At 69.7% G+C, this 23,491-nt stretch carries 24 protein-coding genes; 8 read left to right on the forward strand and 16 right to left on the reverse strand.

Annotated elements, in window-relative coordinates; all coding sequences use genetic code 11:
* Window positions 1–12 precede the first annotated feature (12 nt).
* Genes B0293_RS09210 through B0293_RS09220 form a run of 3 tightly spaced genes read left to right on the forward strand, consistent with a single transcriptional unit; the run spans window position 13 to window position 2,637 of the window.
* Window positions 13–1,119, forward strand: coding sequence for a DegT/DnrJ/EryC1/StrS family aminotransferase (locus B0293_RS09210; protein WP_039914868.1), 1,107 nt, complete (start codon window positions 13–15; stop codon window positions 1,117–1,119).
* A complete protein-coding gene (locus B0293_RS09215; RefSeq protein WP_005149589.1) occupies window positions 1,116–2,075 on the forward strand; it encodes a Gfo/Idh/MocA family protein in 960 nt (319 codons plus the stop codon). Before B0293_RS09210 ends, B0293_RS09215 begins: the two co-directional genes overlap by 4 nt.
* Before the next feature lie 46 nt (window positions 2,076–2,121).
* Window positions 2,122–2,637 (forward strand): hypothetical protein, encoded by a 516-nt coding sequence (locus B0293_RS09220; RefSeq protein WP_005149588.1) that lies wholly within the window; start codon window positions 2,122–2,124, stop codon window positions 2,635–2,637.
* Here the strand turns inward: B0293_RS09220 and B0293_RS09225 are convergent.
* The 8 genes from B0293_RS09225 to B0293_RS09260 all read right to left on the reverse strand — a co-directional run bounded on the left by B0293_RS09225 (window position 2,627) and on the right by B0293_RS09260 (window position 8,922).
* Window positions 2,627–3,370, reverse strand: a complete 744-nt coding sequence (locus tag B0293_RS09225; protein ID WP_005149586.1) for a hypothetical protein — start codon at window positions 3,368–3,370, stop codon at window positions 2,627–2,629. The genes B0293_RS09220 and B0293_RS09225 overlap by 11 nt on opposite strands.
* Complete coding sequence (locus B0293_RS09230; RefSeq protein WP_005149585.1) at window positions 3,367–3,876, reverse strand: SigE family RNA polymerase sigma factor; 510 nt, start codon at window positions 3,874–3,876, stop codon at window positions 3,367–3,369. The genes B0293_RS09225 and B0293_RS09230 overlap by 4 nt, the downstream gene beginning before the upstream one ends.
* 71 nt (window positions 3,877–3,947) lie before the next feature.
* Window positions 3,948–4,523, reverse strand: coding sequence for a copper resistance CopC family protein (locus tag B0293_RS09235; protein ID WP_005149584.1), 576 nt, complete (start codon window positions 4,521–4,523; stop codon window positions 3,948–3,950).
* A 112-nt stretch (window positions 4,524–4,635) separates the two neighbouring features.
* Window positions 4,636–4,971 (reverse strand): hypothetical protein, encoded by a 336-nt coding sequence (locus B0293_RS09240; protein WP_005149583.1) that lies wholly within the window; start codon window positions 4,969–4,971, stop codon window positions 4,636–4,638.
* Between the two features lie 41 nt (window positions 4,972–5,012).
* Window positions 5,013–5,642, reverse strand: coding sequence for an acyltransferase (locus B0293_RS09245; protein WP_005149582.1), 630 nt, complete (start codon window positions 5,640–5,642; stop codon window positions 5,013–5,015).
* A complete protein-coding gene (locus B0293_RS09250; protein WP_005149581.1) occupies window positions 5,629–6,825 on the reverse strand; it encodes a glycosyltransferase family 4 protein in 1,197 nt (398 codons plus the stop codon). Before B0293_RS09250 ends, B0293_RS09245 begins: the two co-directional genes overlap by 14 nt.
* Before the next feature lie 26 nt (window positions 6,826–6,851).
* Entirely contained in the window at window positions 6,852–7,784 is a 933-nt protein-coding gene (locus tag B0293_RS09255) for an NAD-dependent epimerase/dehydratase family protein (RefSeq protein WP_005149580.1), read from the reverse strand.
* A gap of 7 nt (window positions 7,785–7,791) precedes the next feature.
* Complete coding sequence (locus B0293_RS09260) at window positions 7,792–8,922, reverse strand: DegT/DnrJ/EryC1/StrS family aminotransferase (RefSeq protein WP_039914864.1); 1,131 nt, start codon at window positions 8,920–8,922, stop codon at window positions 7,792–7,794.
* Window positions 8,923–9,026: 104 nt separating this feature from the next.
* Here B0293_RS09260 and B0293_RS09265 point away from each other — a divergent pair, with 104 nt between their 5' ends.
* A complete protein-coding gene (locus B0293_RS09265) occupies window positions 9,027–12,167 on the forward strand; it encodes a BTAD domain-containing putative transcriptional regulator (RefSeq protein ID WP_005149578.1) in 3,141 nt (1,046 codons plus the stop codon).
* Here B0293_RS09265 and B0293_RS09270 read toward each other — a convergent pair.
* Together B0293_RS09270 and B0293_RS09275 are read right to left on the reverse strand one after the other, a co-directional pair.
* Complete coding sequence (locus B0293_RS09270; RefSeq protein ID WP_005149576.1) at window positions 12,137–12,832, reverse strand: hypothetical protein; 696 nt, start codon at window positions 12,830–12,832, stop codon at window positions 12,137–12,139. The genes B0293_RS09265 and B0293_RS09270 overlap by 31 nt on opposite strands.
* Window positions 12,829–13,059 carry a hypothetical protein gene (locus tag B0293_RS09275; RefSeq protein WP_005149575.1) on the reverse strand — a complete coding sequence of 77 codons (231 nt, stop codon included), beginning with the start codon at window positions 13,057–13,059 and terminating at the stop codon, window positions 12,829–12,831. The genes B0293_RS09270 and B0293_RS09275 overlap by 4 nt, the downstream gene beginning before the upstream one ends.
* Window positions 13,060–13,182: 123 nt before the next feature.
* Here B0293_RS09275 and B0293_RS09280 point away from each other — a divergent pair, with 123 nt between their 5' ends.
* Both B0293_RS09280 and B0293_RS09285 read left to right on the forward strand, forming a co-directional pair.
* On the forward strand, window positions 13,183–14,280 hold the full coding sequence (locus B0293_RS09280) for a C45 family autoproteolytic acyltransferase/hydolase (protein WP_005149574.1): 1,098 nt from the start codon (window positions 13,183–13,185) through the stop codon (window positions 14,278–14,280).
* Window positions 14,277–15,821: an MFS transporter gene (locus B0293_RS09285; protein ID WP_005149573.1), complete on the forward strand. Its 1,545-nt coding sequence runs from the start codon at window positions 14,277–14,279 to the stop codon at window positions 15,819–15,821. The genes B0293_RS09280 and B0293_RS09285 overlap by 4 nt, the downstream gene beginning before the upstream one ends.
* Before the next feature lie 69 nt (window positions 15,822–15,890).
* Here the strand turns inward: B0293_RS09285 and B0293_RS09290 are convergent, their stop codons facing one another.
* Together B0293_RS09290 and B0293_RS09295 are read right to left on the reverse strand one after the other, a co-directional pair.
* Window positions 15,891–16,382: a nuclear transport factor 2 family protein gene (locus B0293_RS09290; protein ID WP_005149572.1), complete on the reverse strand. Its 492-nt coding sequence runs from the start codon at window positions 16,380–16,382 to the stop codon at window positions 15,891–15,893.
* Entirely contained in the window at window positions 16,379–16,975 is a 597-nt protein-coding gene (locus B0293_RS09295) for a TetR/AcrR family transcriptional regulator (protein ID WP_005149571.1), read from the reverse strand. The genes B0293_RS09290 and B0293_RS09295 overlap by 4 nt, the downstream gene beginning before the upstream one ends.
* Before the next feature lie 80 nt (window positions 16,976–17,055).
* On the opposite strand from B0293_RS09295, the gene lhgO reads away from it, so the two are divergent.
* Complete coding sequence (gene lhgO, locus B0293_RS09300; RefSeq protein WP_005149569.1) at window positions 17,056–18,240, forward strand: L-2-hydroxyglutarate oxidase; 1,185 nt, start codon at window positions 17,056–17,058, stop codon at window positions 18,238–18,240.
* On the opposite strand, the gene B0293_RS09305 is transcribed toward lhgO, so the two are convergent.
* Together B0293_RS09305 and serS are read right to left on the reverse strand one after the other, a co-directional pair.
* Window positions 18,237–19,229, reverse strand: coding sequence for a DUF3558 family protein (locus tag B0293_RS09305; RefSeq protein ID WP_005149567.1), 993 nt, complete (start codon window positions 19,227–19,229; stop codon window positions 18,237–18,239). The genes lhgO and B0293_RS09305 overlap by 4 nt on opposite strands.
* A gap of 26 nt (window positions 19,230–19,255) precedes the next feature.
* A complete protein-coding gene (gene serS, locus B0293_RS09310) occupies window positions 19,256–20,524 on the reverse strand; it encodes a serine--tRNA ligase (protein WP_077241281.1) in 1,269 nt (422 codons plus the stop codon).
* Window positions 20,525–20,690: 166 nt separating this feature from the next.
* Here serS and B0293_RS09315 point away from each other — a divergent pair, with 166 nt between their 5' ends.
* On the forward strand, window positions 20,691–21,974 hold the full coding sequence (locus tag B0293_RS09315; RefSeq protein WP_005149565.1) for an aspartate aminotransferase family protein: 1,284 nt from the start codon (window positions 20,691–20,693) through the stop codon (window positions 21,972–21,974).
* A gap of 85 nt (window positions 21,975–22,059) precedes the next feature.
* Here the strand turns inward: B0293_RS09315 and B0293_RS09320 are convergent, their stop codons facing one another.
* Complete coding sequence (locus tag B0293_RS09320; RefSeq protein ID WP_005149564.1) at window positions 22,060–22,965, reverse strand: haloalkane dehalogenase; 906 nt, start codon at window positions 22,963–22,965, stop codon at window positions 22,060–22,062.
* A 54-nt stretch (window positions 22,966–23,019) separates the two neighbouring features.
* Window positions 23,020–23,472 (reverse strand): DUF350 domain-containing protein, encoded by a 453-nt coding sequence (locus tag B0293_RS09325; protein WP_005149563.1) that lies wholly within the window; start codon window positions 23,470–23,472, stop codon window positions 23,020–23,022.
* Window positions 23,473–23,491 lie beyond the last annotated feature (19 nt).

A 23,491-nucleotide genomic window follows, 5' to 3' on the forward strand; every position in this document is an offset into this window, starting at 1 on the left:
AGAGACTTGCAGATGATCCCCATTACCGTGGTCGACGTCCGTGACGCGGAGGACCTCGTCGTCGAGGTGCTGCGATCCGGCGCCATCGCACAGGGACCGATGGTCAAGCGCTTCGAGGACGCGTTCGCGAGCGTTTCCGGCACGAAGCACGCGATCGCCGTCAACAACGGCACCACCGCGCTGGTCGCCGCCATCCAGGCGCTCGACCTGCAGCCGGGGGACGAGGTCGTCACCTCGCCGTTCACCTTCGTGGCCACGCTGAACGCGATCCTGGAAGCCGGCGCGACCGTCCGCTTCGCCGACATCCGGCGCGACGACTTCGCGATCGACCCGGACGCCGTCGCCGCCGCGATCACCGACCGCACCAAGGTCCTCATGCCGGTCCACCTCTACGGGCAGACCGCGGACATGGGCAAGCTCGCGCCGCTGGCCGCCGAGCACGGTCTCAAGGTGATCGAGGACTCCGCGCAGGCCGTCGGCGCGTCGTTCCAGGGCAAGCGGGCCGGGTCCTTCGGCATCGGCTGCTTCTCCTTGTACGCCACCAAGAACGTGACCACCGCCGAGGGCGGCGTGATCACCACCGACGACGACAAGCTGGCCGACAGCCTGCGTGTGCTGCGCAACCAGGGCATGCGCGCCCGGTACCAGTACGAGGTCGCCGGGCACAACTACCGGATGACCGACCTGCACGCCGCCGTCGGCATCCCGCAACTGGAGAAGCTGGACCAGCTCACCGCCGCCCGCCAGGCCAACGCGAAGCGCCTTTCCGAGGGCCTCGCCGGCACGCCGGGGCTGGACATCCCGCAGGTCCTGCCGGGCCGCGAGCACGTGTGGCACCAGTACACCGTGCTGGTCGGCCCGCACGCCTTCCTCTCGCGTGACGAACTCGCCGCCGCCCTCACCGAAAAGGGCATCGGCAACGGGATCTACTACCCGAAGATCGTCTTCGACTACGACTGCTACCGGAACCACCCGCTGATCCCCGACGCGAAGGTCGAGGATTTCCCTGTGGCCGCTTCCGTCGCCGCGCAGGCGCTTTCGCTGCCGGTGCACCCGCACCTTTCCGAGTCCGATCTGGACACCATCATCGAAACGGTTCGCGAGGTGCTCGGCGCATGACCACGCACAAGATCGCCCTCATCGGCACCGGGAACATGGGCTCGCTGCACGCCCGTGTGCTCGCCGCGAACGAGCGCGTGGACCTCGTCCGCGTGATCGACCCGCGTGAAGAGGCAGGCCGCAAGGTCGCCGAGCGCTACGAAACCCAGTGGACGCCCGAAATCGGCTCACTGTCCGATGTGGACGCTGTCGTGCTCGCTTCGGCCACCGAGGCGCATTACGAGCTGGCGCAGGAGATCCTGGGCCAGGGCAAGCCGATGCTGGTCGAGAAGCCGGTGTGCAACAGCCTCGAGTTCTCCCAGGAGATCGTCGGGCTTTCGGCGAAGAAGGACGTCCCGCTGATGTGCGGGCTCCTGGAGCGCTACAACCCGGCCGTGATGACCGCGCGGGCGCTGGTCAACGAGCCGATCCACTTGATGGCCCGCCGCCACGGCCCCTACGCGCCGCGGATCAAGACCGGTGTCGCGTGGGACCTGCTGGTGCACGACGTCGACCTGGCGATCCAGTTCTTCGGCGGCGCGACTCCGCAGCGGGTCGCCTCCGGCGCCGGCTACTTCCACCCGAGTTCGGTCGAGGGCGCCGAGGACACCATCGAGACGGTGCTGTCGTTCGAGTCCGGCCTCGCCACGGTTTCCGCGTCCCGCCTGGGGCAGCGCAAGGTTCGTTCGCTCTGGGTGTCCGAACTGGACCGCATGATCGAGATCGATCTGCTCCGCCGCGACGTCACCATCTACCGGCACGTCTCGCACGACTCGGTCACCCCGGACGGCCTCGGCTACCGGCAGCAGACCGTCATCGAGATCCCGGAACTGGTCACCGCGCGCGAGCCCCTCGCGACCCAGCTGGACCGATTCCTGGAACTGCTCGAAGGCAAGATCGACGCCGACACCGAGCGCGACCTGATCCTGCCTTCGCACGCCGTCGTCGACCAGGTGCTGACGCAGGCCGCGGCCTGACCTCGCGTCGGGACCTGTCCCGGGTGGGCACGGCTAACGTCGGCGGGTGCCCAAGACCCTCAAGCGCGCGACGACCGTTCTGGCCCTGGCGGCGTTGACGTGGATGATCACCTCGGGACTGCTCTCGTTCCTCGCCGCCGCGCAAGCCGAGATCCCGGAGGGCGTTTCCCGTTTCCGTCAGGAGGATTCGGGTCCGCCGGTCATCATCTGGTTCCTCGTGCTCGGCGTCGTCCAGATGGCGCTGTGCGTGGTGACCCGGGCGGGCCGGAACTGGGCACGGGTGGCCCTCACCGTTTCGGCGATCTTCGTGAGCCTCATCCTGCTGACCACCGTGATCGCCGCGGTCGCCGGCTATCTGGACGCGACCGAGCGTGCAGCCGTCTTGGGCGGCGAAGTGCGGATGTCGGGCCTGGGGATCACCCTCATCGCGATCGACGTGCTCGTCCTCCTGGGGACCGTGATCGGCATCGTCGGGTTGTACCGGCGCCCGGTCAACGCCTATTTCGCCGAAATCCGGCGAGCGCGCCTCGGCTCCGGCGGAGATCAGCCGCTCACTTCGTGAGGCGCTGGCCCCGCGAGTCGTAGGCGATGAGGGGGGTCAGCACTCCCGCCGACTCCACCTGGGAGCTGTCGAACCAGAAGAAGGAGACCGTCGGGTCTTCGCTCCAGGGAACCACCTTCGCCTCGACCGGCTTCCCCCGGACCGTGCTGGTGATCCGTGCCGCCGGGCCCGCGAAGTAGCCGAACACGGGGACGAACGCGCCCCGGACCACGTCTCCGCCGTCCACCGCGTGGAAGCCGAACGACCGGTCGGATTTCTTGTACTCGTTGCTCATCATCAGGTCTTCGAGCGAACCGTTGTCGTTCCGGTAGGCGATCCGCAGGCCGAACTCGACTTCCGGCAGGTCGGGTTCGTCGAGCGCGATGGCGTAGAGCACCAGCTCCCGGCCGCCCTCGCCGTTGGCCCCGAGAGGGACGACGTTGCCCAGCGGTACCGAGGTCGACGGAGCCTTGGTGATCGTCGGCTGCGGTGCGGGCGGCAGCGCCGACGAAGACGGGGCGCTCGCGGCGGGAGGGAGCGGCTGCTGGGCGGGTGGTGCCTTCCGCAACGCGACCGCGCCGACGATGACCAGCACCGTCACCACGGTGGCGGCGACCCCGCCCGCGCCGGTCGCGAGCAGGCGGCGCCGGCGGATGCGCCTGCCCTTGGTCATGATCGCGCCGAGGTCGGGCTCGGCGAACTCCTCGGCAGGCGGTTCCCGCAAAGCCGAGCGCAGCGTCTCGAGGTCGGTCATCGTCCCAGCCCGCCGATCAGTTCCGTTCCGTCCTCCGCGGTGATCCGCAGTTTGGTCAGGGCGCGGGAGTTGGTGCTCTTCACGGTGCCCACGGAGACACCCAGCTCACCGGCCACATCGGATTCCTTCAAGTCGAAGAAGTGCCGGAGCACGACTACGGCTCTCTCCCGGTCTGTGAGCGTACGCAACGCGTCAAGGAGCCATTTCCGCTGGACAACGGCACCGGCGACGTCGAAACCGCTCGGCCGCTCGGGGATCTCCTCGGTGGCGTTCTCGCGGATCGGGCGCCGCCAGCCGTCGATCACGTGGTTGACGAGGACCTGCCGCGCGTACGCGTAGGCGTCCTTACGACGTACCCGCGACCAGGCCGCGTACGTCTTGGCGAGCGCTGTCTGGGCGGCGTCCTCGGCCTGATGGCGGTCGCTGGTCAGCAGGTAGGCCGCATGCTGAAGACGGGTCGACGAGTTCCGCACGAACTCGACGAACTCGTCGTCTCCGCGAGCCACCCTGGTCCTCATCTCCGTTCGACGGTTGACCACCTGAAAGGTTGCCTCAACCGCTGTCGTTGCGTGAAGGCTCAGTCCTTCCGACGAGTGAACCGAAGCGCGACGACGATACCGGCCGCGACCACGGCCACCGCGAGGACGATCCACACCCAGGTCGGCAGCAGGCCCTCGGGGGTGGTCTCGCCGGTCTGCGGGGCCGGGGTGGCGCTGGGCTGGGCTTGGCTGCTCGCGGGAGGCGGGCTGCTCGCTTGTGCCGGGCTGGACGACGGCGGCGCGACAGGGTTGCTGAGGTTGAACTTCACCGAGCCGCTCGCGACGTGCGAGTCCTCGAAGGTCACCTTGTAGCGGAGGGTGTACTCGCCCGCGGGCCCGACGGCCTGGACGGGCGCCGTGACGACGGTGTCGGCGACCTCCGCGCGGCCGACCGTCCACGACGCGTTCTCGGGTCCGGTGATCTGGATCGGGTTCTCGGCGAGCGTGACCGGGCCGGTGAAGGTCAGCTTGATCTGCGTGGGCGGCGTCGCCAGCGACGCGCCCCTCGCCGGGTCGCTGCTCTTCAGCTCCGAATGGGCCAGCGCCGGGGTCGCGGCGCCCAGCAGGGCCAACCCGGTGACCAGCAACGACGCGCCGAACCGCTTGAACCTCATCTGACCACCCTCCGGCCGGGGAACTCGCACGCTGAGCCTAGTAGTCGGCCCAGGTGGGGTGGTGGTTCCCGGGGCTGGAGTGTGACTCGCGTGATCAGAGGCGTGACTCGGGTCAGGGGCGCTGGGCGTGGCGGGTGGTCAGCGCGTCGAGGTCGAGAGTGAGCGGAGTGCCGTCGAAGTCGAGGCTCACCTTGCCGGTGTGCTCACCGAAGTTCTCGTACTCGCCGTCGACCAGGACGTCCGGGACGCGAATGGTCAACGGCTCCTCTGCGAGCAAAAGTTCGACTCCGGCGAAAGCGGCCAGCTCCGTCAAACGCTCGTCCAGCCAATATGCGAGCCGGGTCACCGCCATTTGGTGCCGCGTGTCCAGAAGTGGCGACGCGACCAGAACACCGCCTGCCACTTCGGCCCGGTTCTGGGGCATGGCCGCCCAGACGTCGAGGGTCACTTGTCGTGCGTGATCCGGGTCGTCAGAACGACTCAAATCACTCACGACTCCGTGAAGTCGCCTGCCGGAGCGCCCCAGGACGATGAAGCGTCCCCCCGCTCCTCCGCCAGCGCGCGCCGCCGCGCGTTCTCGCCGCGCACCCGGTCCACTTCGGACTGGATGTACTCGTCGTCGTACTTCTGGAAGACCCGGGCCGGGTTGCCCGCGACGAGACTGCGCGGCGGGACGTCCTTGGCGACCACGGAGTTCGGCTGCACGGTGGCGAAATCGCCGATCGTCACGCCCGCCATGATCACGACCAGGCCGCCGATGAAGCAGCCCTTCCCGATCTTCACCGGCTTGCGTTCGATGAGGTCGCTGCCGGAGTGGTTCTGCAGCGTCATGTTCGCGAGCCAGCTGGAATGGGTGAAGATCAGCGTGTTCAGGCCGATGCTGGTGTGCTCGCCGATCTCCAGCCCGCCGCTCGCGTCGAGCGCGGCGCCCTCGCCGATCCAGCAGTGTTCGCCGATCGTGAGGTTCTCCGGGCTGATGATCTTGACTCGTTCGCGGACCCTCGTCGACTCCGGCAGTCCGTAGAACTTGGCGCGCTCGGCGTCGTTCATGTACTGCGAAACGAGTTCGGTCAGGATCTGCGGGCGCAGCCGGTTGCTGCGCTCGTCATCGAAGAACATCGGCCTCGGTCACCAGTTTCTCGAAGGTGCGCAGGTGTTCCTCCGCGACGACGTCGAGGCCGAAGTTGGCCCGCACCATCGCGCTTTCCCGCTGTGCCACCGAAGCCCGCTTGTCCGGGTCGTCGAGCAGCTCGATGACGGTGTTCGCCACCGCCTCGCTGTCGTCCGGCCGCACCAGCAGGATGTTCTCGCCGTTGCGGAGTTCGATGCCCGGGTAGTTGTCTTCGGTGACCGAAGCGATGGTCGCGGTGCCCGAGAGCATCGCCTCCAGCGACGCGGTGCCGCAGCCTCCGTTGAGGTCGTGCGTGACGATGTCGGCCGCCGCGAAGTACGCGGGCACGTCGGCCTTCGGCACGGCGCCGGTGACGATGATGGCGTCCGCGACCCCGAGTTCTTCCGCCCGCTTGAGGAAGACGTCGTGGTACACGCGGCCGACGACGACCACCTTCACGTCGGGGTGCTTGTCCAAAATGGACGGCAGCGCCTCGACCAGCGGCAGCCGGTTCCGCAGCGGGATCACGTGCCCGAGCGAGACGATCACCGGACCGTCGCCGAGCTTGTGCTCTTCCCGCACGTCCTTCGTCAAAGGCTTTTCGAAGTTCCCGGTGTCGACGGCGATCGGGAAGTAGTCCGAGTTCTCGTCGCTGGTGCCGTAGCGCTCGACGCAGTAGTCGACCCCGAGTTTGTCGAGGATGACGTAACGCGGCTTGAGGTACCGCAGGATCGGGTTCACCAGCACGGTGTCCAGGAACCGGAAAACGCCGCCGTACAGCTTGTTGTCGCTGATCAGCAGCGTGTGGATGGTCAGCAGCATCGGCAGCTTGTGCCGCCGCGCGTACCGCCCGGCCAGCCACGACAGGTCGAAGAACTGCCCGTGCAGGTGGATCGCGTCGGGCTTGAACTCGTCCAGCAGCTTCCGCAGCCGCCGCCAGTTCCCCGGCCGCAGCGAGGCGAAACTCATGTCGAAGTCGATCGACAGGCCCAGCTGCGGCATCTTCACCGCGGGCAGGCGGACGACGCGGTAGCCGTCCTTCGTCTCGTCGGCCGGGGCGTCGGCGTACGCCGCGGTGATCGCGAGCACCTCGTGCCCGCGCGCCGCGTACTGCTCGGCCAGGGAAGCCGCCATGTGCGCGCTTCCGCCCACCCTCGGCGGGAAGAAGTTGTTGACGACAGCGATGCGCATGGGGCGGCTCTCCCCCGGCCCGGCGGTCATCCCTCCGAAGCCTTAACCAGTTCGTACATGCCCTCTTCGACGGAGATCTTCGGCTCCCAGCCGAGGACCTCGCGGGCACGGGTGATGTCGGCGGCACGGCGCGAAACCAGCACGTCGCGCTCGTTGAACAGCGGCTCGACGTTGACGCCGACGGCGTCGATGAGGATCTTCGCCAGTGTCGCGATCGAAGTGTCGATCCCGGTGCCGATGTTGATCGGCAGGTTCGCCTGCTCCGATTCGAGCGCCGCGACGACGGCGCGGGCCAGGTCCGTGACGTGCACGAAGTCCATCGACTGGTCGCCGCGGCCGTCGATGATCGGCGGCTGGCCGGCGCGCAGGCGCTGGATGAAGTGGTTGATCACCGACGTGTAGTAGGCCTCGATCTTCTGGCCGGGGCCGTACACGTTGAAGAACCGCAGCGCGTTCCAGGACAGGCCCTTGGTGCGCTCGTAGAAGCCGAGCATGTCCTCGCCCGCGCGCTTCGAGATGCAGTACGGCGTGAGCGGCTTGAGCTCGTCGTCCTCGTGCATCGGCAGCCGCTTCGGGTCGCCGTAGACGGACGCGGTCGAGGCGAACACGACCCGCTCGACACCCTCGTCCGCCGCGGCGGCGAAGACGTTGTGGTTGCCGACCATGTTGATGTCGATCGACTCGTGCGGGTCCGCGACCGACTTGTTGATCGACACGGTCGCGAAGTGGATGACGTGCGTGCAGCCGCGCATGGCCTCGCGCACGGCGCCGCCGTAGCGGACGTCCTTCTCGACCAGTTCGACCTTGCCGGTGGCGACGAACTCGTTGATCCGGGCGCGGTCGCCGCGGGTCATGTTGTCGAAGACGCGGACGGTGTAGCCGCCCTCGATCAGCATCGGGATGACGTGCGCGGCGATGAAACCGCCGCCCCCGGTGAAGAAGACCTTCTTGTCGGGCATTTCTCTCCTAGCTCGGCAGTGCGGCGCTGACGGTCCCGATGACCCGGTCGACCTGGTCATCGGTGAGGTTGGCGTGCATCGGGATGGCGAGGTGACGGGCGAAGAGGTCCGCCGAAACCGGCAAGGTCTGCTTCTTGCCGTAGATGGGCTGGAGGTGCGAGGCGTAGGTGCCGAAGTTGCACTGCACGCCCTGCTCGCGGATCCGCAGCGCGAGCGCGTCGCGGTCGATCTCCGGGGCCACGGTGAGGATGTAGGCCTGCCACGGGTGTTCGCGGTCCGGCAGTTCCACCGGGACGTCGAGACCGGGCAGGTTCTCGAACGCCTCGTGGTAGCGCTTGGCCACCGAACGGCGGGCCGAGAGCAGGTCCGGGAGGCGGTCGAGCTGGACGTTCATGATCGCGGCCTGCACGTCCGAGAGCCGGAAGTTGTAGCCGAGCTCGTGGAACTCCGGGATCGGCAGCGCGCCGGAACCCTCGCGGGTGATGGCGGGCTCGATGCCGTAGGTGTGCAGCTTGCGCGCGTGCGCGATGAGGTCTTCGCGGTCCGAGACCAGCGCGCCGCCTTCGCCCGCGGTGATGCCCTTGCGGCCGTGGAAGGAGAACGCGGCCAGGTCGGCGAGGCTGCCCGCCGGGCGGGTCTTGTAGGTCGCGCCCGCGGCGCAGGCGGCGTCTTCGAAAAGCCACAGGCCGTGCTTGTCGGCGATGGCGCGGTACTCGTCGAAGTCACCCGGCTGCCCGGCGACGTCGACGGCGAGGATGCCGACCGTGCGCGGCGTGATCAGGGCTTCGATCGACGCGGGGTCCGCGCTCCAGACGTCCGGGCGGATGTCCGCGAACACCGGCGTCGCGCCCGCCTGGAGCACGGCGTGGCCGGTGGCGGGGAAGGTGTAGTCGCCGACGATGACCTCGTCACCGGGCTTCACGCCGAGCACACGCAGCCCGAGGAAGAGTGCCGACCCACAGTTGCTGGTGGTCAGGGCGTGCGCGGTGCCGACGGTCTTCGCGAAGCGTTCCTCGAAACGGCGGCACGCGGGGCCGGCACCGGCCAGCCAGCCGGACCGGAACACCTCCGCCACGGCCGCGAGTTCTTCGTCGCCGACGGTCGGCTGACCGAGGACCACCTGTTCCTGCTCAGACATACCTCTCCCATTGCGTGGGGACCCGGCGAAGTGTATAGACGCCATTCGGCGGATCTCGGGCGGGCTGGATCCGCCCAGGTCAACGACGCTCTAGGGTTTGTTCCATGCGATTCGGCGTTCTGGGGGCGACGGAGGTGCGCCGCGACGACGGCACCGCCGTCGGAATCGGCGGGCCCAGGGTCCGGACGCTGTTCGCGTTGCTCGCGCTGGAGGCGGGCCGGGTCGTCCCGGCGGAGCGGCTCATCGACGGTCTTTACGGCGAGCAGCCGCCCGAAGGCGTGGCGAACGCGCTGCAATCACAGGTCTCTCGGCTGCGCGGCGCGCTGAAAGACCTCGCGCCCGTCGAGTTCAGCCCGGCGGGTTACCGGCTGGCCGTGGATCCCGGCGAAGTCGACGTGCACCGCTTCGAACGGCTCGCCGCCGAAGGCCGACGCACTCTCGCGGCGGGAGACGCCGCGAAGGCGTCTGAACTGCTTCGCGACGCTCTCGGTCTCTGGCGTGGCCCGGCGTTCGCGGACATCACCGACGCGCCGTTCCGCGATCCGCAGGTCACCAGGCTGAACGAGCTGAAGACGTCGGCGATCGAAGACCGTGCCGAAGCCGAACTCAAGCTGGGAAGACACGAAGACGTCCTCGCCGGGCTTCGCGAGGTCATCGACGACCAGCCGCTGCGGGAACGGCCCCGCGCGCTGCTGATCCGCGCGTTGCACGCCGCCGGGCGTCAGGCCGACGCGCTCACCGCGTTCGAGGACGCCCGCCGCGCCCTCGCGGACGAACTCGGCGCCGACCCCGGGCCGGAACTCGCCGCCGCGCACCTGGCCGTCCTCCGCGGCGAGACGCCGCCCGTCAAAGCCGCCACGGCGCCGCTTCCCGCGCAGCTCACCAGCTTCATCGGCCGCGAAGGCGACCTCCGGCACGTGCTCGGCCAGCTGGACCGCTCACGGCTGGTGACGCTGACCGGTCCCGGCGGGGCGGGCAAGACCCGGCTGGCCGTCGAGACAGCCGCCGCGGCGGACCTTCCGGCGGTCTTCGTCGAACTCGCGCCCTACAGCGAAGACGCCGACGTCGCCCATGCCGTCCTGACCGCGCTCGGCCTGCGGACGGTCCCGCTCGGCGCGGTCACCACCCCGGTCGAGACCGCGCCGCTGGACCGGCTGATCGGCGCGCTGGCCGACCGGGCGGTGCTGCTGGTGCTCGACAACTGCGAGCATCTGGTCGAGGCCGCCGCGAAACTGGTCGCCCGGCTGCTCGGCGCGGCCGCCGCGCTGCGGGTGCTCGCCACCAGCCGCGAACCGCTGGGCATCACCGGCGAAGTCGTCTCCCCCGTGCCACGGCTCGCCGTACCGCCGCCGGGCACGCCACCCGTGCGGTCGCTGGAGTTCGCCGCCGTCCGGCTGTTCGCCGACCGCGCGCGGGCCAACGACCCGGGTTTCGCCGTCGACGACACCACGGCGGGCGACGTCCAGCGTGTCTGCGCCGCGCTCGACGGGCTCCCGCTGGCCATCGAACTCGCCGCCGCGCGGGTGCGGACGCTGCCGGTCGGCGAGATCGCGTCGAGGTTGGACGACCGGTTCCGCCTGCTCTCCAAGGGCAGCCGGGGCGCCGAAAGCAGGCATCGCACGCTGCGCGGCGTCGTCGAATGGAGCTGGGATCTCCTGGCGGACGACGAACGCCTGCTCGGCAGGCGGCTGACCGTCTTCGCGGGCGGCACGACCCTCGCCGACGCCGAAGCGGTCTGCGCCGTCCCGGACACCGCGGACCTGCTTCCGTCCCTTGTGGACAGATCGCTGGTCGAGCGCACCGGGGACCGGTACCGGATGCTCGAAACCATCCGGGCTTTCTTCGCCGAAAAGCTCGCCGAAGCCGGTGAAACGGAACGACTTCGGCGTGCGCACGCCGAACACTTCCTTGCCCTCTCCGAGGAAGCGGACCCGCTCCTGCGCACCGGCGACCAGCTGGCCTGGCTCGACCGTCTCGACGCCGCGTACGACGACCTCCTGGCCGCGTTGCGCTGGGCCGCCGATGCCGACGTGCGGATCGCGCTCCGGCTTTCGGCCTCGCTGGTGACGTACTGGTGGATGCGCGGTCGCCGGTTCGAAGGCTCGACGCTGTGCCTGGAGGTGGTCAAGAACCTCGGCCCGAAGCCGCCGGAGGGCCTCGAAGAGGAGTACCAGCTCTGCGTGCTCAGCGCCGCCGCCGGACTCCGCGGCGGCGTTGAACATGAAGCCCTCGGCCGTCACTTTCCCGAAGTGGACAGCCTCGTGCGGAACATGGTCAGTGCGCCCAAGAACCCGGCGCTCCTGATGCTGATGGGGGTGGTGACCGGGCCACCCGGTGACGACGACGAGCTGCTCAAGCGCGGTCAGGCCCTCTTGGCGCACAGTGACGCGTGGAGCCTCGCGCTGGTGCCGACCGGCTACGGGCTGCGCATGCTGATGCAGGGCAAGCTCGAAACGGCGGAAGGCCTGCTGCGCGAAGGGGAGGCCGCGTTCCGCGCGATCGGGGAACGCTGGGGCCTTTCGATGACGCTCGACCACCTGTCGCAGATCCTGATCTGGACGAACCGGCAGTCCGAAGCCCTCGAAATGATGGACGAGGCGCTCCGGCTGATGCGGGAACTCGGCGCGTCCGACGACAACGCGGACCTGCTGTGCCGCCGGGGCACCAGCAAGCTGCTCCACGGCGACGCGGCGGGAGCGCGGGCGGACTTCGAACTCGCCGTCGAGATCGCGCGCCGCGCCGGGATGCCCGAAAGCCGGGCGTTCGGGTACGTCGGCCTCGCCACCCTCTCGCGACACGGAGGTGATCTGGCCACGGCTCGCGCGTTGAGCGAACTCGCGCTTTCGGAGTGCTCCGGTGGCTCATTCACGTCCGAAGGGGGCCGCTCCGGGGCGCGGATCTCGCTCGGCTGGGTCGCCGCCGCCGAGGGCGACCTCGACCAGGCCGAAGAACTGCACCGGCAAGCGCTCGAGTCGGCGGACCAGTGGAACGACAGCACCACCTTGGCCTGCGCCGTCGAAGGCCTCGCCGGGGTCGCGCTGCTCCGGGGCGACCCCGAGCGGGCGGCGGTCCTGATCGGCGCCGCGGTGACCATCCGGGGCACCCCGTTCGCGGTCGACCTGGACGCCGCCCTGCTCCGGACGTCCGCGCGGAAGCGGCTCGGCGACGACTTCGACCGGGCCTACCGCCGGGGCCTCGGCGTACGCGGCGCCGCTCAACTGGCCGGGTTCCCCAGCGAGTCCTGAGCACGGGTCAGCCGGATCCCCTGCGGCGCGAACCGACCGATGGCCTCGGTCAGCAGGCGTTGGTCGAGTTCGCTGTCCTGGACCGCGACGTACAGCGGTTCCGCGTTGACCGGGGCGGCGCCGAGCCGGGTCATCCCGGGGCCGACCGGGTCGATGGTGAGCCGGGTGACGTCACGCCAGGGCACGATCGTCCGCTCGACCCGGACGCCCACCGCGTCCAGTTCGAAGAGCATCCACCGCTGGTCGTGCAGCGACCGCACGTAGGCGATGGTGCCGACGCCGCCGGCGATCAGGACGATCCGCAGCGGACCGGGCGCCCCGATCGAACCGAGCAGCGCGGCGAGCCCGAAGAAGGCCACCAGGAGCCCGGTCAGCTTCGCGGCGCCGACGAGGCCCGCGTTCGGCTTGTGCACCCGGAACCGGACGTTGCGCATCAGCTGCTTCGTGAGCACCCCACCGCCGACGGCGACGGCCGCCGCGATCAGCGTCACCACCAGCGCGCCCGGGGTGAAGTCGACCAGCGCGTTGTATCCGGCGATCAGCGCGACGAAGCCGCCGATGACGGTCAGCGCCAGCGCGCCCTTGCCCTTGCGCACCTCCCGCTCACGGCGTTCGAGCGCGGCCTGGTCCGGTGCGGCGAGGAAACCGCCGTCGATGTTCCTCATCGGGCGTCACGCCGCGCCGCGTCGTGGGCTGCCGCGGCCGCCCGGCGCTCGCGCTGACGGCGGTCGAGGACGTACAGCAGCGCACCGGCGCCGGCGCTCAGCGCGGCGTAGAACAGGTCCTGCACGCCGTCGTCGGGGTAGCCGGTGGAGAACTCGGTCATCGCGAGCGCGATGAAGAGGACGCACAGCACGCCCCCGGCGATCATGTACACCTTGTTGCTCAGCATGGCTTCCCTCACTGGTCGTTTGCCGTGGTGAGAGCACTTTCGCGCGGGGCACATGACATTCGGATGACAAGCCGTCAGCGCGTGGTGCGCGGACGGTCAGCGGCGGCGGACACGCTCCGGAGCATGACCTACCTCGCGGGATCTCCCGAAGACTTCCTCGCCGTACGGCACCTGACGCTGCGCGGCACGCAGGCCGAGATCGGCCACGCCCTCGGCGCCGAGACCAAAGAGCGTTCGGACTGGTCGCCGCCGCCGGTCGAGCCGATCGTCGCCAAGGCGCGGCGCACCTGGTTCGCCCGGAACTGGCCGCAGTACGCCGAACGCACGGCCGGGTTCGCCGAGGCGTACGGGCTCGCGGCCGACGCGGCGGTCTCCTTCGACAACGCTTCGGCCCTGCCCGCCGGATCGGGCTGTTCGGCGCTGTGGACCGGCAGCGCGCTCGGCCGGAACTACGACTTCTTCACCTTGAGCTGGACCCAGCTGGGCGCGGTGATGGCGGGCTCGGACCCGGTCGACGACGGGACCGTGCCGATGGCGTCACGGCCCTACGTCCTGACCACGATCCCCGACGACGGCCTCGCCTCGACGTCGCTTTCGATGTCCACAGTGGACGGTGCGATGGAAGGCGTCAACGAGGCGGGACTCGTCGTCGCGCTGCTGATGGCCGACCTCGAGGCGGCCACTCCGCTGGACCACGATCCCGGGCCGCAGGCGGGTCTCTCGGTGCCCCAGGTCTGCCGGTACCTGCTGGACACCTGCGAAACCGTCGACGAGGCCAAGGAAGCGCTGATGCTCGCCAAGCAGTACACGCACGGCGCGCCCTGCCACTACATCGTCGCCGACGCCTCGGGCCGCGGCTTCGTCTACGAGCGCGGCGCGCACGACATCGAGTACTTCGTCGAGGTCGGCGACGGGCCGCTGTGCGTCACGAACCACCTGCTGCACCGCCACCCGGACCTCGAAGCGCTGCCCGAGGACACCCCGGAGACCATGCTGACCTACCAGCGGCTTCGCACGCTGACCAAGGAAGCGGGAGCCGGGCCGCGCGACGCGCTCGACGCGGTGTCCGTCGCGATCGAGCCCGGCGCGCCGTGGCGGACGTTGTGGCGCAGCGTCCTCGATCCGGCGGCCCGCACCATGAGCACCCGGTTTTACCTGGGTGACGGCGAGAACGGCACCGCGCGGCACTCGCCGGAGCTCACGTTCGGGATTTCGCGGTGACCATCGGCAAGGGCCGCAAGATCGGCACCGTCGCGGTCTGCGTGCTGGCGCAGCTGCTGATCGCGATCGACCTGACCGTGCTGCACCTGGTGCTGCCGTCGCTTTCGGAGCAGCTGCACCCGTCGACGACGGAACTGCTGTGGATCGCCGACGCGTACGGCTTCGCGCTCGCCGGGCTGCTGATCACGATGGGGAACGTCGGCGACCGCGTCGGCCGGAAGAAACTGCTGCTGATCGGGGCGTCGCTGTTCGGCGCCGCTTCGGTGATCACGGCGTACGCGCCGTCGTCGGAACTCCTGATCGCCGCCCGGGCGCTGCTCGGGGTCGCCGCCGCGACGCTCATGCCGTCGACGCTGTCGATCCTGCGGAACGTGTTCACCGGCAAGGAACGCGCGGCCGTGATCGGGGTTTCGAGCGGGCTGACGATCCTCGGTTTCGGCATGGGACCGCTCGTCGGCGGGTTCCTGCTCGACCATTTCTGGTGGGGTTCGGTGTTCCTGGTCAACGTGCCGGTCGTGGTGGTCATGGTGATCGCGGGCGCGCTGATCCTGCCCGAGTCGAAGAACCCGGCGCCGAGCCGGATCGACGTGCCGAGCGTGCTGCTGTCCGTCGCCGGCATGGTCGGGATCGTCTACACGATCAAGGAAATCGCGTACAAAGGCTGGGAGAACTGGGACATCGTTGTCGCCGCGGTGCTCGGGCTCGGCTGCCTGCTCGCGTTCGTCCTGCGGCAGCCGCGGCTGGCCGAACCGCTGATGGACCTGAAGCTGTTCGCGCAGCGGGCGTTCTCGGCGACCGTCGGTACCACGATCCTGGCGATGTTCGCGCAGCTGGCGGTCTCGCTGATGTTCGCGCAGTACCTCCAGCTGGTGGCAGGCTGGTCGCCGCTGAAGTCCGGGCTCGCCGGACTGCCCGGGATGGGCGGCGCGATCCTCGGCGGCGTACTCGCGCCGCTGGCGATCAAGGCGTTCGGCCGGGCCGTCACCATCGCGCTGGGCTGTGCGTTCTCGGCGGTCGGCTTCGCGTTGTACTCGGGTATCGGCGTGACGATCGTCTACACCGACCTGCTGTTCGCGATGATCGTGTTCGGGGTCGGGCTGGCGCTGATCCTGTCCGTCGCGACGGACACGGTGCTCGGCGTCGTGCCGAAGGACCGGGCGGGCGCGGCGTCGGCGATCTCCGAAACGGCGACCGAACTCGGTGGGGCGCTGGGGATCGCGATCCTCGGCAGTGTGCTCGGCGCGCTGTACCGCAGGGAGCTCGTCGTCCCGGACGGCGTGCCGCCCGAGGCCGCCGGGGCGATCTCGGACACCCTCGGCGGCGCCGTCCAGGTCGCGGCGCAGCTCCCGCCCGAGCAAGGAGCGGTGATCCTCACCAGCGCGAAAGCGGCGTTCGTCGACGGGTTGCAGGTGACGATGCTGTGCTCGGCCGGGTTGATGGCGCTGCTGGCGGTGAGCGCGCTGTTCACGCTGCGCGGGGTGCCGAAGGAGCTCGAAGACCCCGAAGACGAGCCCGCGCCGGTTCCGGTCCCGGTGGGCTGAAGGGGCCCTTCACCGCATGGGACGCGGTGAAGGACGCTTTCCCCGCATCTCATGCGGGGAAAGCGTCCTTCAGCCCCTCGGTCCGGCCAGCGGCACGGCGCGGCGGTCACCGGAGCGCACCATGGCGAGCAGAGGTTTCGTGGCCACCGAGAGCAGCCGGGCCGCGAACGTGCGCCCGTTGCGGCGCGCGATGTCCGGGCCGAAGGCGTCCATCAGCGCGACGAGGCCGGGCAGCGGCCGCACGAACAGCGTCACCTCGGTGATGAGCCCGTCCTCGCCGAGTTTCAGCACCGCCGCCTCTTCGATCTCCTCCTCGCCGATGCGCGCGGTGTAGACGACCACCCGCGTCGACGCGTCGCCGGTGTCGGTGTGGAACCGCACGTCGCGCAGATGCGAGTAGGCGACTTCCAGCAGCGGCTCGAGTTCCGCGTGCCCGGTGAACCGGACCCGGCTCGTCAGCGGCGAGTGCACGACCGCGTCCGGCGCGAAGGCGCTCAGCGCGAGTTCGACGTCCCTGGTCTCGAGGGCCCGGCGGTACCGCTCGGTGGTGTCGATGCTCATGTGTCCTCCTGGATCAGGTTCCCCAGACCGCGCCACAGCAGATCCGCCGTGAGCGCGACGACTTGCTCCCGCGGGATGTCGCGGTTGCTCCACCACCAGGTGGCGATGGCGTTCAGTGCGCTCTTCGCCGCTTCGGCGAGCGCTTCGTTCGCGCGGTCGCGCGGCAGGTCCGCGGTCAGCGCCAGGCCCGGGACCCTGGCGAACACCTCGGTCAGCTGCCCGGTGGCCCTGGCCTGCCCACGCCGGTGCACCTCGGCGACGCCCTCGTCGGACGGCGTCTCGGCGAAGATCATCCGCCAGCCGCGTTCGTTCGTCTCCATCCAGGCGAAGATCGCCGCGACCCGGCCGCGCAGCAGTTCCTCGGCGGTGTCCGACGGCGGCAGCTCCGCCCAGCCCGCCAGCAGACTGTCCACTTCGGACTCCAGCAGACCGGCGTACAGCGCGGCCTTGGACGGGAAATGGTCGTAGAGCACGGGCGTGCTGATCCCGGCGGCCGTCGCGACCTCGCGCATCCCGGCCGCGTCGTACCCCGACGCGGCGAACACCCGGGCCGCCGCGGCCAGGATCCGCTCCCGGCGTTCGTCCTTGCTCAACCGTTTACCTGACATCGGTCAGGTACGCTACCAGTTAACCTGACACCTGTCAGGTAGCGCTCCGGGTAACCTGGTCGATCGTGCGCACAGTCGTAGTCATCGGGGGCGGGATCGTCGGTCTCGCCACAGCCTGGGAACTGACCAAACGAGGCCTGGACGTCACGGTGCTCGAAAAGGAGGACCGCTGGGCGGCCCACCAGACCGGGCACAACTCGAACGTCGTGCACGCGGGGCTCTACTACAAACCGGGATCCTTCAAGGCGAGGATGTCCACCGCGGGCAACCGGTCCATTGTGGACTTCGCGCGGCAGTACGGGGTGCCGGTCGAGGTGTGCGGCAAACTGGTCGTCGCCACCTCCGAAGCTGAGCTCCCGGCGCTGAAGGTGCTCGCCGGACGGGCCGAAGCGAACGGCGTCCCGGCCAAGCTGATCACGCCGAGCGAGGCACGCGAGTACGAGCCCGAGGTCTCGTGCGTCGCCGCGCTGCGTGTGGAGTCCACCGGCATCATCGACTTCCCCGCCGTCTGCTCCGCGCTGGTGCGGCTGCTCGACGAATCCGACGCCGACCTGCGGCTCGGCACGTCCGCGCTGGGCATCCGCCCCGGCCGCACCGGCGGCGTCGAGGTGGCGACCGGCGACGAGGTGATCCACGCGGACGCGCTCGTCAACTGCGCGGGTCTGCACGCGGACCGCGTCGCGCGGCTCGCCGGGCTCACCCCGAGCGCGCGGATCGTGCCCTTCCGCGGCGAGTACTACGAGCTCAAGCCCGAACGCCGTCACCTGGTGCGCGGCCTGATCTACCCGGTGCCGGACGCGTCGCTGCCGTTCCTCGGCGTGCACCTGACCCGCATGCTCGACGGCAGCGTGCACGCCGGCCCCAACGCCGTCCTCGCGCTGCGCCGCGAGGGCTACACCTGGCGCGACTTCTCCGCGAAGGACCTCGCCGAGGTCGCGCGCTTCCCCGGCGTCTGGCGGCTCGCGCGCAAGTACGCGTACCCGACGGGGCTCGACGAGGTCCGCCGGTCGTTCTCCCGCCGCCGCTTCGCCGAAAGCCTCGCGCGGCTCGTCCCCGCCGTCACCGAGGACGACATCGTGCGGCACGGCTCCGGTGTCCGGGCGCAGGCGCTGCGCCCGGACGGCGCGCTCGTCGACGACTTCCTGATCGAGACCGCGCGGAACCAGGTGCACGTCCTCAACGCGCCCTCACCGGCGGCGACGAGCGCGCTGGAGATCGCGAAGCACATCGCCGACGAGGTGTCCGCCTAGGCGGCGGGCGCGTTCGCGGTCACCAGCGGCATGACGGCCTGCGGGATCTCGCAGGCCTTGGCGTTGTCACTGAGGTCACCGGTGTCGAGCTTGATCGACGAGGTCTCCGTGATCGGGAAGAGCGCGACGCAGATCGGGCTGTCCGAGGCGGAGTAGACGATCCACTTCCGGCCGTTCACCATCTGCTCGGCGGGCGTGCCCTCCAGCCCGGGGACGTCCGCCGTCTTGGTCGCCGTGTAGACCCAGAGGTCGAGAGCCTTCTTGCCCTTGTCGCCGTCCGTGTCGTCCCACTGGCAGCCGTTCTTGGGATCCCTCGACGAGCCGTTCATCGGCCGCGCGGCCACGAGGTTGAACGAGGCCGCCTGCTCCGGCTTGAGCAGGGAGCACGGGTCGACGTTCACCAGCGGACCGGTCGGCTCGATCGGCTTCTGCCCCGGCGGCGCGGTGATCTCCCCGCTCGGCTGCCCGCCGGGCAGATGCGAGGCGATCGCGGGAAGGGCGGCCTTCGCCAGGTCACAGGCCTTGCTGTTGTCGCCGCCGGGGGCGTCGCTGGAGACCTCGATGAACGTCTTCGCGTCCAGTTCGGTGGTCAGCGAGCAGTAGCTCGGCCCGAGGATGGTCGCGTACCTGGTCCAGGTGAAGCCGCCGACGCCGAACTTCTCCCCGGGCTGGGCGCCCGCATAGTAGTCGACCGCCGAGAGGTCCTTGCTCTGCGAAACCTCCAGCGCGACGCCTTCCGGCGCGTCCTCGAGTTCGGGGAAGCGGCAGACCCCGGGGATCTTGCGCTCGGGTTTCGCCGGACGTTCCTTGCCGGGGAACGTGACGCCGAGGGCGTCCGCCTGCTCGGCCGTCAGCAGCGCGCACGGCTCGGCCTTCGTGATCACCGGCCCCTGTCCGGGCACCGGCGAGGCCGTACCGCCGATCGTCGACGTGCAGCCGCCGAGCGCCAGCACCGCCAGTCCGATCGCGAGCGAATTCCGAAACCGCATGCGTCCCCTCCTCTTCGGCTCGCACCCTACTTCGATGCGGGCGTGAGCACCTCGGTTCCGCCGAGGAAGGGGCGAAGCGCTTCCGGCACCCGGACCGAACCGTCTTCGAGCTGGTGGTTCTCCAGGATCGCGACGATCCACCTGGTGGTGGCGAGCGTGCCGTTCAGCGTGGCGACGGTCTGCGGGCGGCCGTCGTCGTCGCGGTAGCGGATGCCGAGGCGGCGGGCCTGGAACGTCGTGCAGTTCGACGTCGAGGTCAGCTCGCGGTAGGTCTCCTGCGACGGCACCCACGCCTCGCAGTCGAACTTCCGGTACGCCGACGTGCCGAGGTCGCCGGTGGCGGTGTCGATCACCCGGTACGGGACCTCGATCTTGGCGAGCATCTGCTCTTCCCAGTCCAGCAGGCGCGCGTGCTCGGCCTCGGCGTCCTCGGGACGCGTGTAGACGAACATCTCGACCTTGTCGAACTGGTGGACGCGGATGATGCCGCGGGTGTCCTTGCCGTACGAACCGGCCTCGCGGCGGTAGCAGGACGACCAGCCCGCGTAGCGCTTCGGCCCCTTGCCGAGGTCGAGGATCTCGTCGGCGTGGTAGCCGGCGAGCGGGACCTCGGAGGTGCCGACGAGGTACAGGTCGTCGTCGCGCAGCCGGTAGACCTCCGACGAGTGCGCGCCGAGGAAGCCGGTGCCCGCCATGATCTCCGGCCGGACCAGGGTCGGCGTGATCATCGGGGTGAAGCCGTTCGCCGTCGCCTGGGCGATGGCCATGTTCAGCAGGCCGAGCTGGAGCTGGGCGCCGATGCCGGTGAGGAAGTAGAACCGCGAGCCCGAGACCTTCGCGCCGCGCTCCATGTCGAGCGCGCCGAGGCCCTCGCAGAGTTCGAGGTGGTCCTTCGGCGTGAAGTCGAACTTCTTCGGCTCGCCGACGTGCTTGAGCACGACGTAGTCGTCCTCGCCGCCTTCGGGCGCGTCGGGGTGGACGAGGTTCGGCACCACGCGGTGCAGCTGCTCGAACTCCTCCGACGCCTCGGTCTGCTCGACCTCGGCGGCCTTGACCTGGGCGGCGAGGTCCTTCGCCTTGGCGAGCAGCGCGGCCCGCTCGTCACCCTGTGCCTTCGGGACGAGCTTGCCCAGCGACTTCTGCTCGGCGCGCAGCGTGTTGGCGGCGGCGATCGAGGACCGGCGACGGGAGTCGAGGGAGAGCAGCTTGTCGACCACTCCTTCGTCCTCGCCACGGGCGCGCTGCGAAGCGCGCACGACGTCCGGGTCATCGCGCAGAGTCCTGGGGTCAATCACGAGTGCAGAGGTTAGTCCTAGGACTATCCGCGCTTCGAGGCAGTTTCCCTGAACACACTGTGCGGGCCGCCGCGGAGAACCCGACAGTCTGATCGTTGTCGCCCGTTTCGGGCCGTCCCCATACTGAGCCCGGCCCCGGATTCCCTGCTGCGGACGGAGAAACGCGATGACCGATGCGGACCTGCTGGCGCGGCACAAGGCGGTACTCCCGTCGTGGCTGGCGCTCTACTACGACGAGCCGATCGAGATCGTGCACGCGCAGGACCGCCGGGTCATCGACTCGACCGGGCGCGGCTATCTCGACTTCTTCGCGGGCATCCTGACGAACTCGATGGGCTACGACGTCTCGGCGATCAGCGACGCCGTGCGCAAGCAGCTCGACACCGGGATCCTGCACACCTCGACGCTGTACCTGATCCGCTCGCAGGTCGAACTGGCCGAGCGGATCGCGAAGCTGTCCGGCATCCCGGACGCGAAGGTGTTCTTCACCAACTCCGGCACCGAAGCCAACGACACCGCGCTGATGCTCGCCACCCAGTACCGGCGCAGCAACCAGGTGCTGGCGATGCGGAACTCGTACCACGGGCGGTCGTTCGCGACGGTCGGCATCACGGGCAACCGCGGCTGGTCGGCGTCGTCGCTCAGCCCGGTGAAGGTGAGCTACGTGCACGGCGGCTACCGGTACCGCAGCCCGTTCCGGGCGCTTTCGGACACGGAGTACATCGACGCCTGCGTCGCGGACCTGGTCGACGTGCTGGAGACGGGCACTTCGGGCGACGTCGCCTGCATGATCGCCGAGCCGATCCAGGGCGTCGGCGGCTTCAGCTCACCGCCGGACGGCCTGTTCAAGGCGATGAAGGAGGTCCTCGACCAGTACGGGATCCTGTTCATCTCCGACGAGGTCCAGACCGGCTGGGGACGGACCGGGGAGCACTACTGGGGGATCCAGGCGCACGACGTCGTCCCCGACGCGATGACCTTCGCGAAGGGCCTCGGCAACGGCCTCGCGATCGGCGGTCTCGTCGCCAGGGGCGACCTCGTCGACTGCCTGACCGCGAACTCGATCTCGACCTTCGGCGGCAACCCGGTCGCGATGGCGGGCGCGGCCGCGGTGCTCGACCACATCGCCGACCACGACCTCCAGGCCAACGCGCTCGCGCGCGGCAACGAACTGCTCGGCGGCCTGCGCGCGGCGGGGAACCCGCTGATCGGGGACGTCCGGGGGAAGGGCCTGATGATCGGCGTCGAGCTGGTCGAACCGGGCGGCATGACGCCGAATCCGGGGGCCGCGGCGCGGATGATGGAGGAGACCAAGGCGCGCGGGCTGCTGATCGGCAAGGGCGGGCTGCACGGCAACGTGCTGCGGATCGCGCCGCCGATGACCCTGACCGCCGACGAGGCCGCGGAAGGCCTCGGGATCATCGTGGACGCGCTGTCCGCGGTGTCCTGAGCTGAAGGGGACTTTCCCCGCGTCTCACGCGACGAAGGGCGCTTTCCCTGCATCCGATGCGGGGAAAGCGCCCTTCAGCCGTGTCTCAGGAGGTCGCGAAGCGGGTGATGACCTCGCCCAGCCGCACACCGGCGTCTTCCTGGAGGAAGTGACCGGCGCCGGTGATCGTCGGATGCTCGAGTTCCCGCGCGCCGCGCATCGAGGCCCGCAGTTCGAGGCCCCACGGCGCGGTGATCGGGTCGCCGTCGGAGAACGAGACCAGGAACGGCTTGTCCAGCTCCGAAAGCACCTTCAGCGCGGCCCGGTTGGCGGCCGACGCGGGGTCGTCCGGGGTGATCGGGACGAGCGACGGCATCGCGCGGGGCGCCGCCTTGTACATCTCGTTCGGGAAGGGCGCGTCGTAGGCGGCGCGCACCTCCTCGGACAGCTTGGTCTGACAGCCCGACTGGACGAACCGCCCGACGTCGATGACCTGGGCGTTCTCCATGGTGTCCCGGAACTTGTGCCAGATCTCCGGCATGTCGGTGTCGCCGGTGGGGAGGCCGGTGTTGGCCGCGACGACCCTGGCGAACCGATCGGGGTTCTCGGCGACCAGCCGGAGGCCGATCAGGCCGCCCCAGTCCTGGCCGACCAGGGTGACGTCACGCAGGTCGAGCACGTCGAAGGCGAACGAGCGCATCCACTCGACGTGCCGCTGGTAGGTGTGGTCGACCATGTCGCCGGGTTTGTCGGATCGGCCGAAGCCGACCAGGTCGGGCGCGATGGCGCGCAGTCCGGCGTCGGCGAGCACCGGGATGACCTTGCGGTAGAGGTAGGACCAGGTGGGCTCGCCGTGCAGCAGGAGGACGGGCGGGCCGTCCGCCGGCCCGGCCTCCACGTAACCCACTCTGATCACGCCGCCATGGAGGTCGACGAGTTCCGCGTAGCGCGGTTCGAAGTCGAAATCGGGCAGGTCCGAGAACCGGTCTTCCGGAGTCCTCAAAAGGCGCACGGCTTCCACGTTAGTGGGAGCCGTGCGCCTCCGCCGTTTCAGCTGATCACAGATTCACGAGATCGCGACGGCCACGATCAGGCCGAGGGCGAGGTGCGCGGAGGCCACCACGACGCTGGCCGGGGCGAACTTCTCGCTCTCGATGGTCGAGCGGATGTCGATGCGGGTCGCCCACTCCAGCAGCCGGACCGCGAGCACCTGCACGATGATGCCGAGCAGGCCGTAGACCAGCGAGGTGATGAGGCCCTCGGTCAGGTCGCTGGCGGAGTTCGCGATCGCCACGACGATGATGAAGGCCATCGACAGCAGGCCCGACGCGGTGACGATGACCGCGTTCGGCAGGCCGCGGGTGACCAGCTGGGACAGCTTGCCAGGCGTGGTCCAGTCGATCGCCCAGAACCCGGCGAACATCATCAGCAGGCCGACGACGCCGTACAGCAGGATCGCGCCGATCCCCCGCACGAGGTCGGAGCCGAACGTGTCGGACAGCGCAAGGGTGGTGGTCACAGCGTTCTCCCGGAGAGCT

This window comes from Amycolatopsis azurea DSM 43854, assembly GCF_001995215.1.
GTDB lineage: Bacteria > Actinomycetota > Actinomycetes > Mycobacteriales > Pseudonocardiaceae > Amycolatopsis > Amycolatopsis azurea.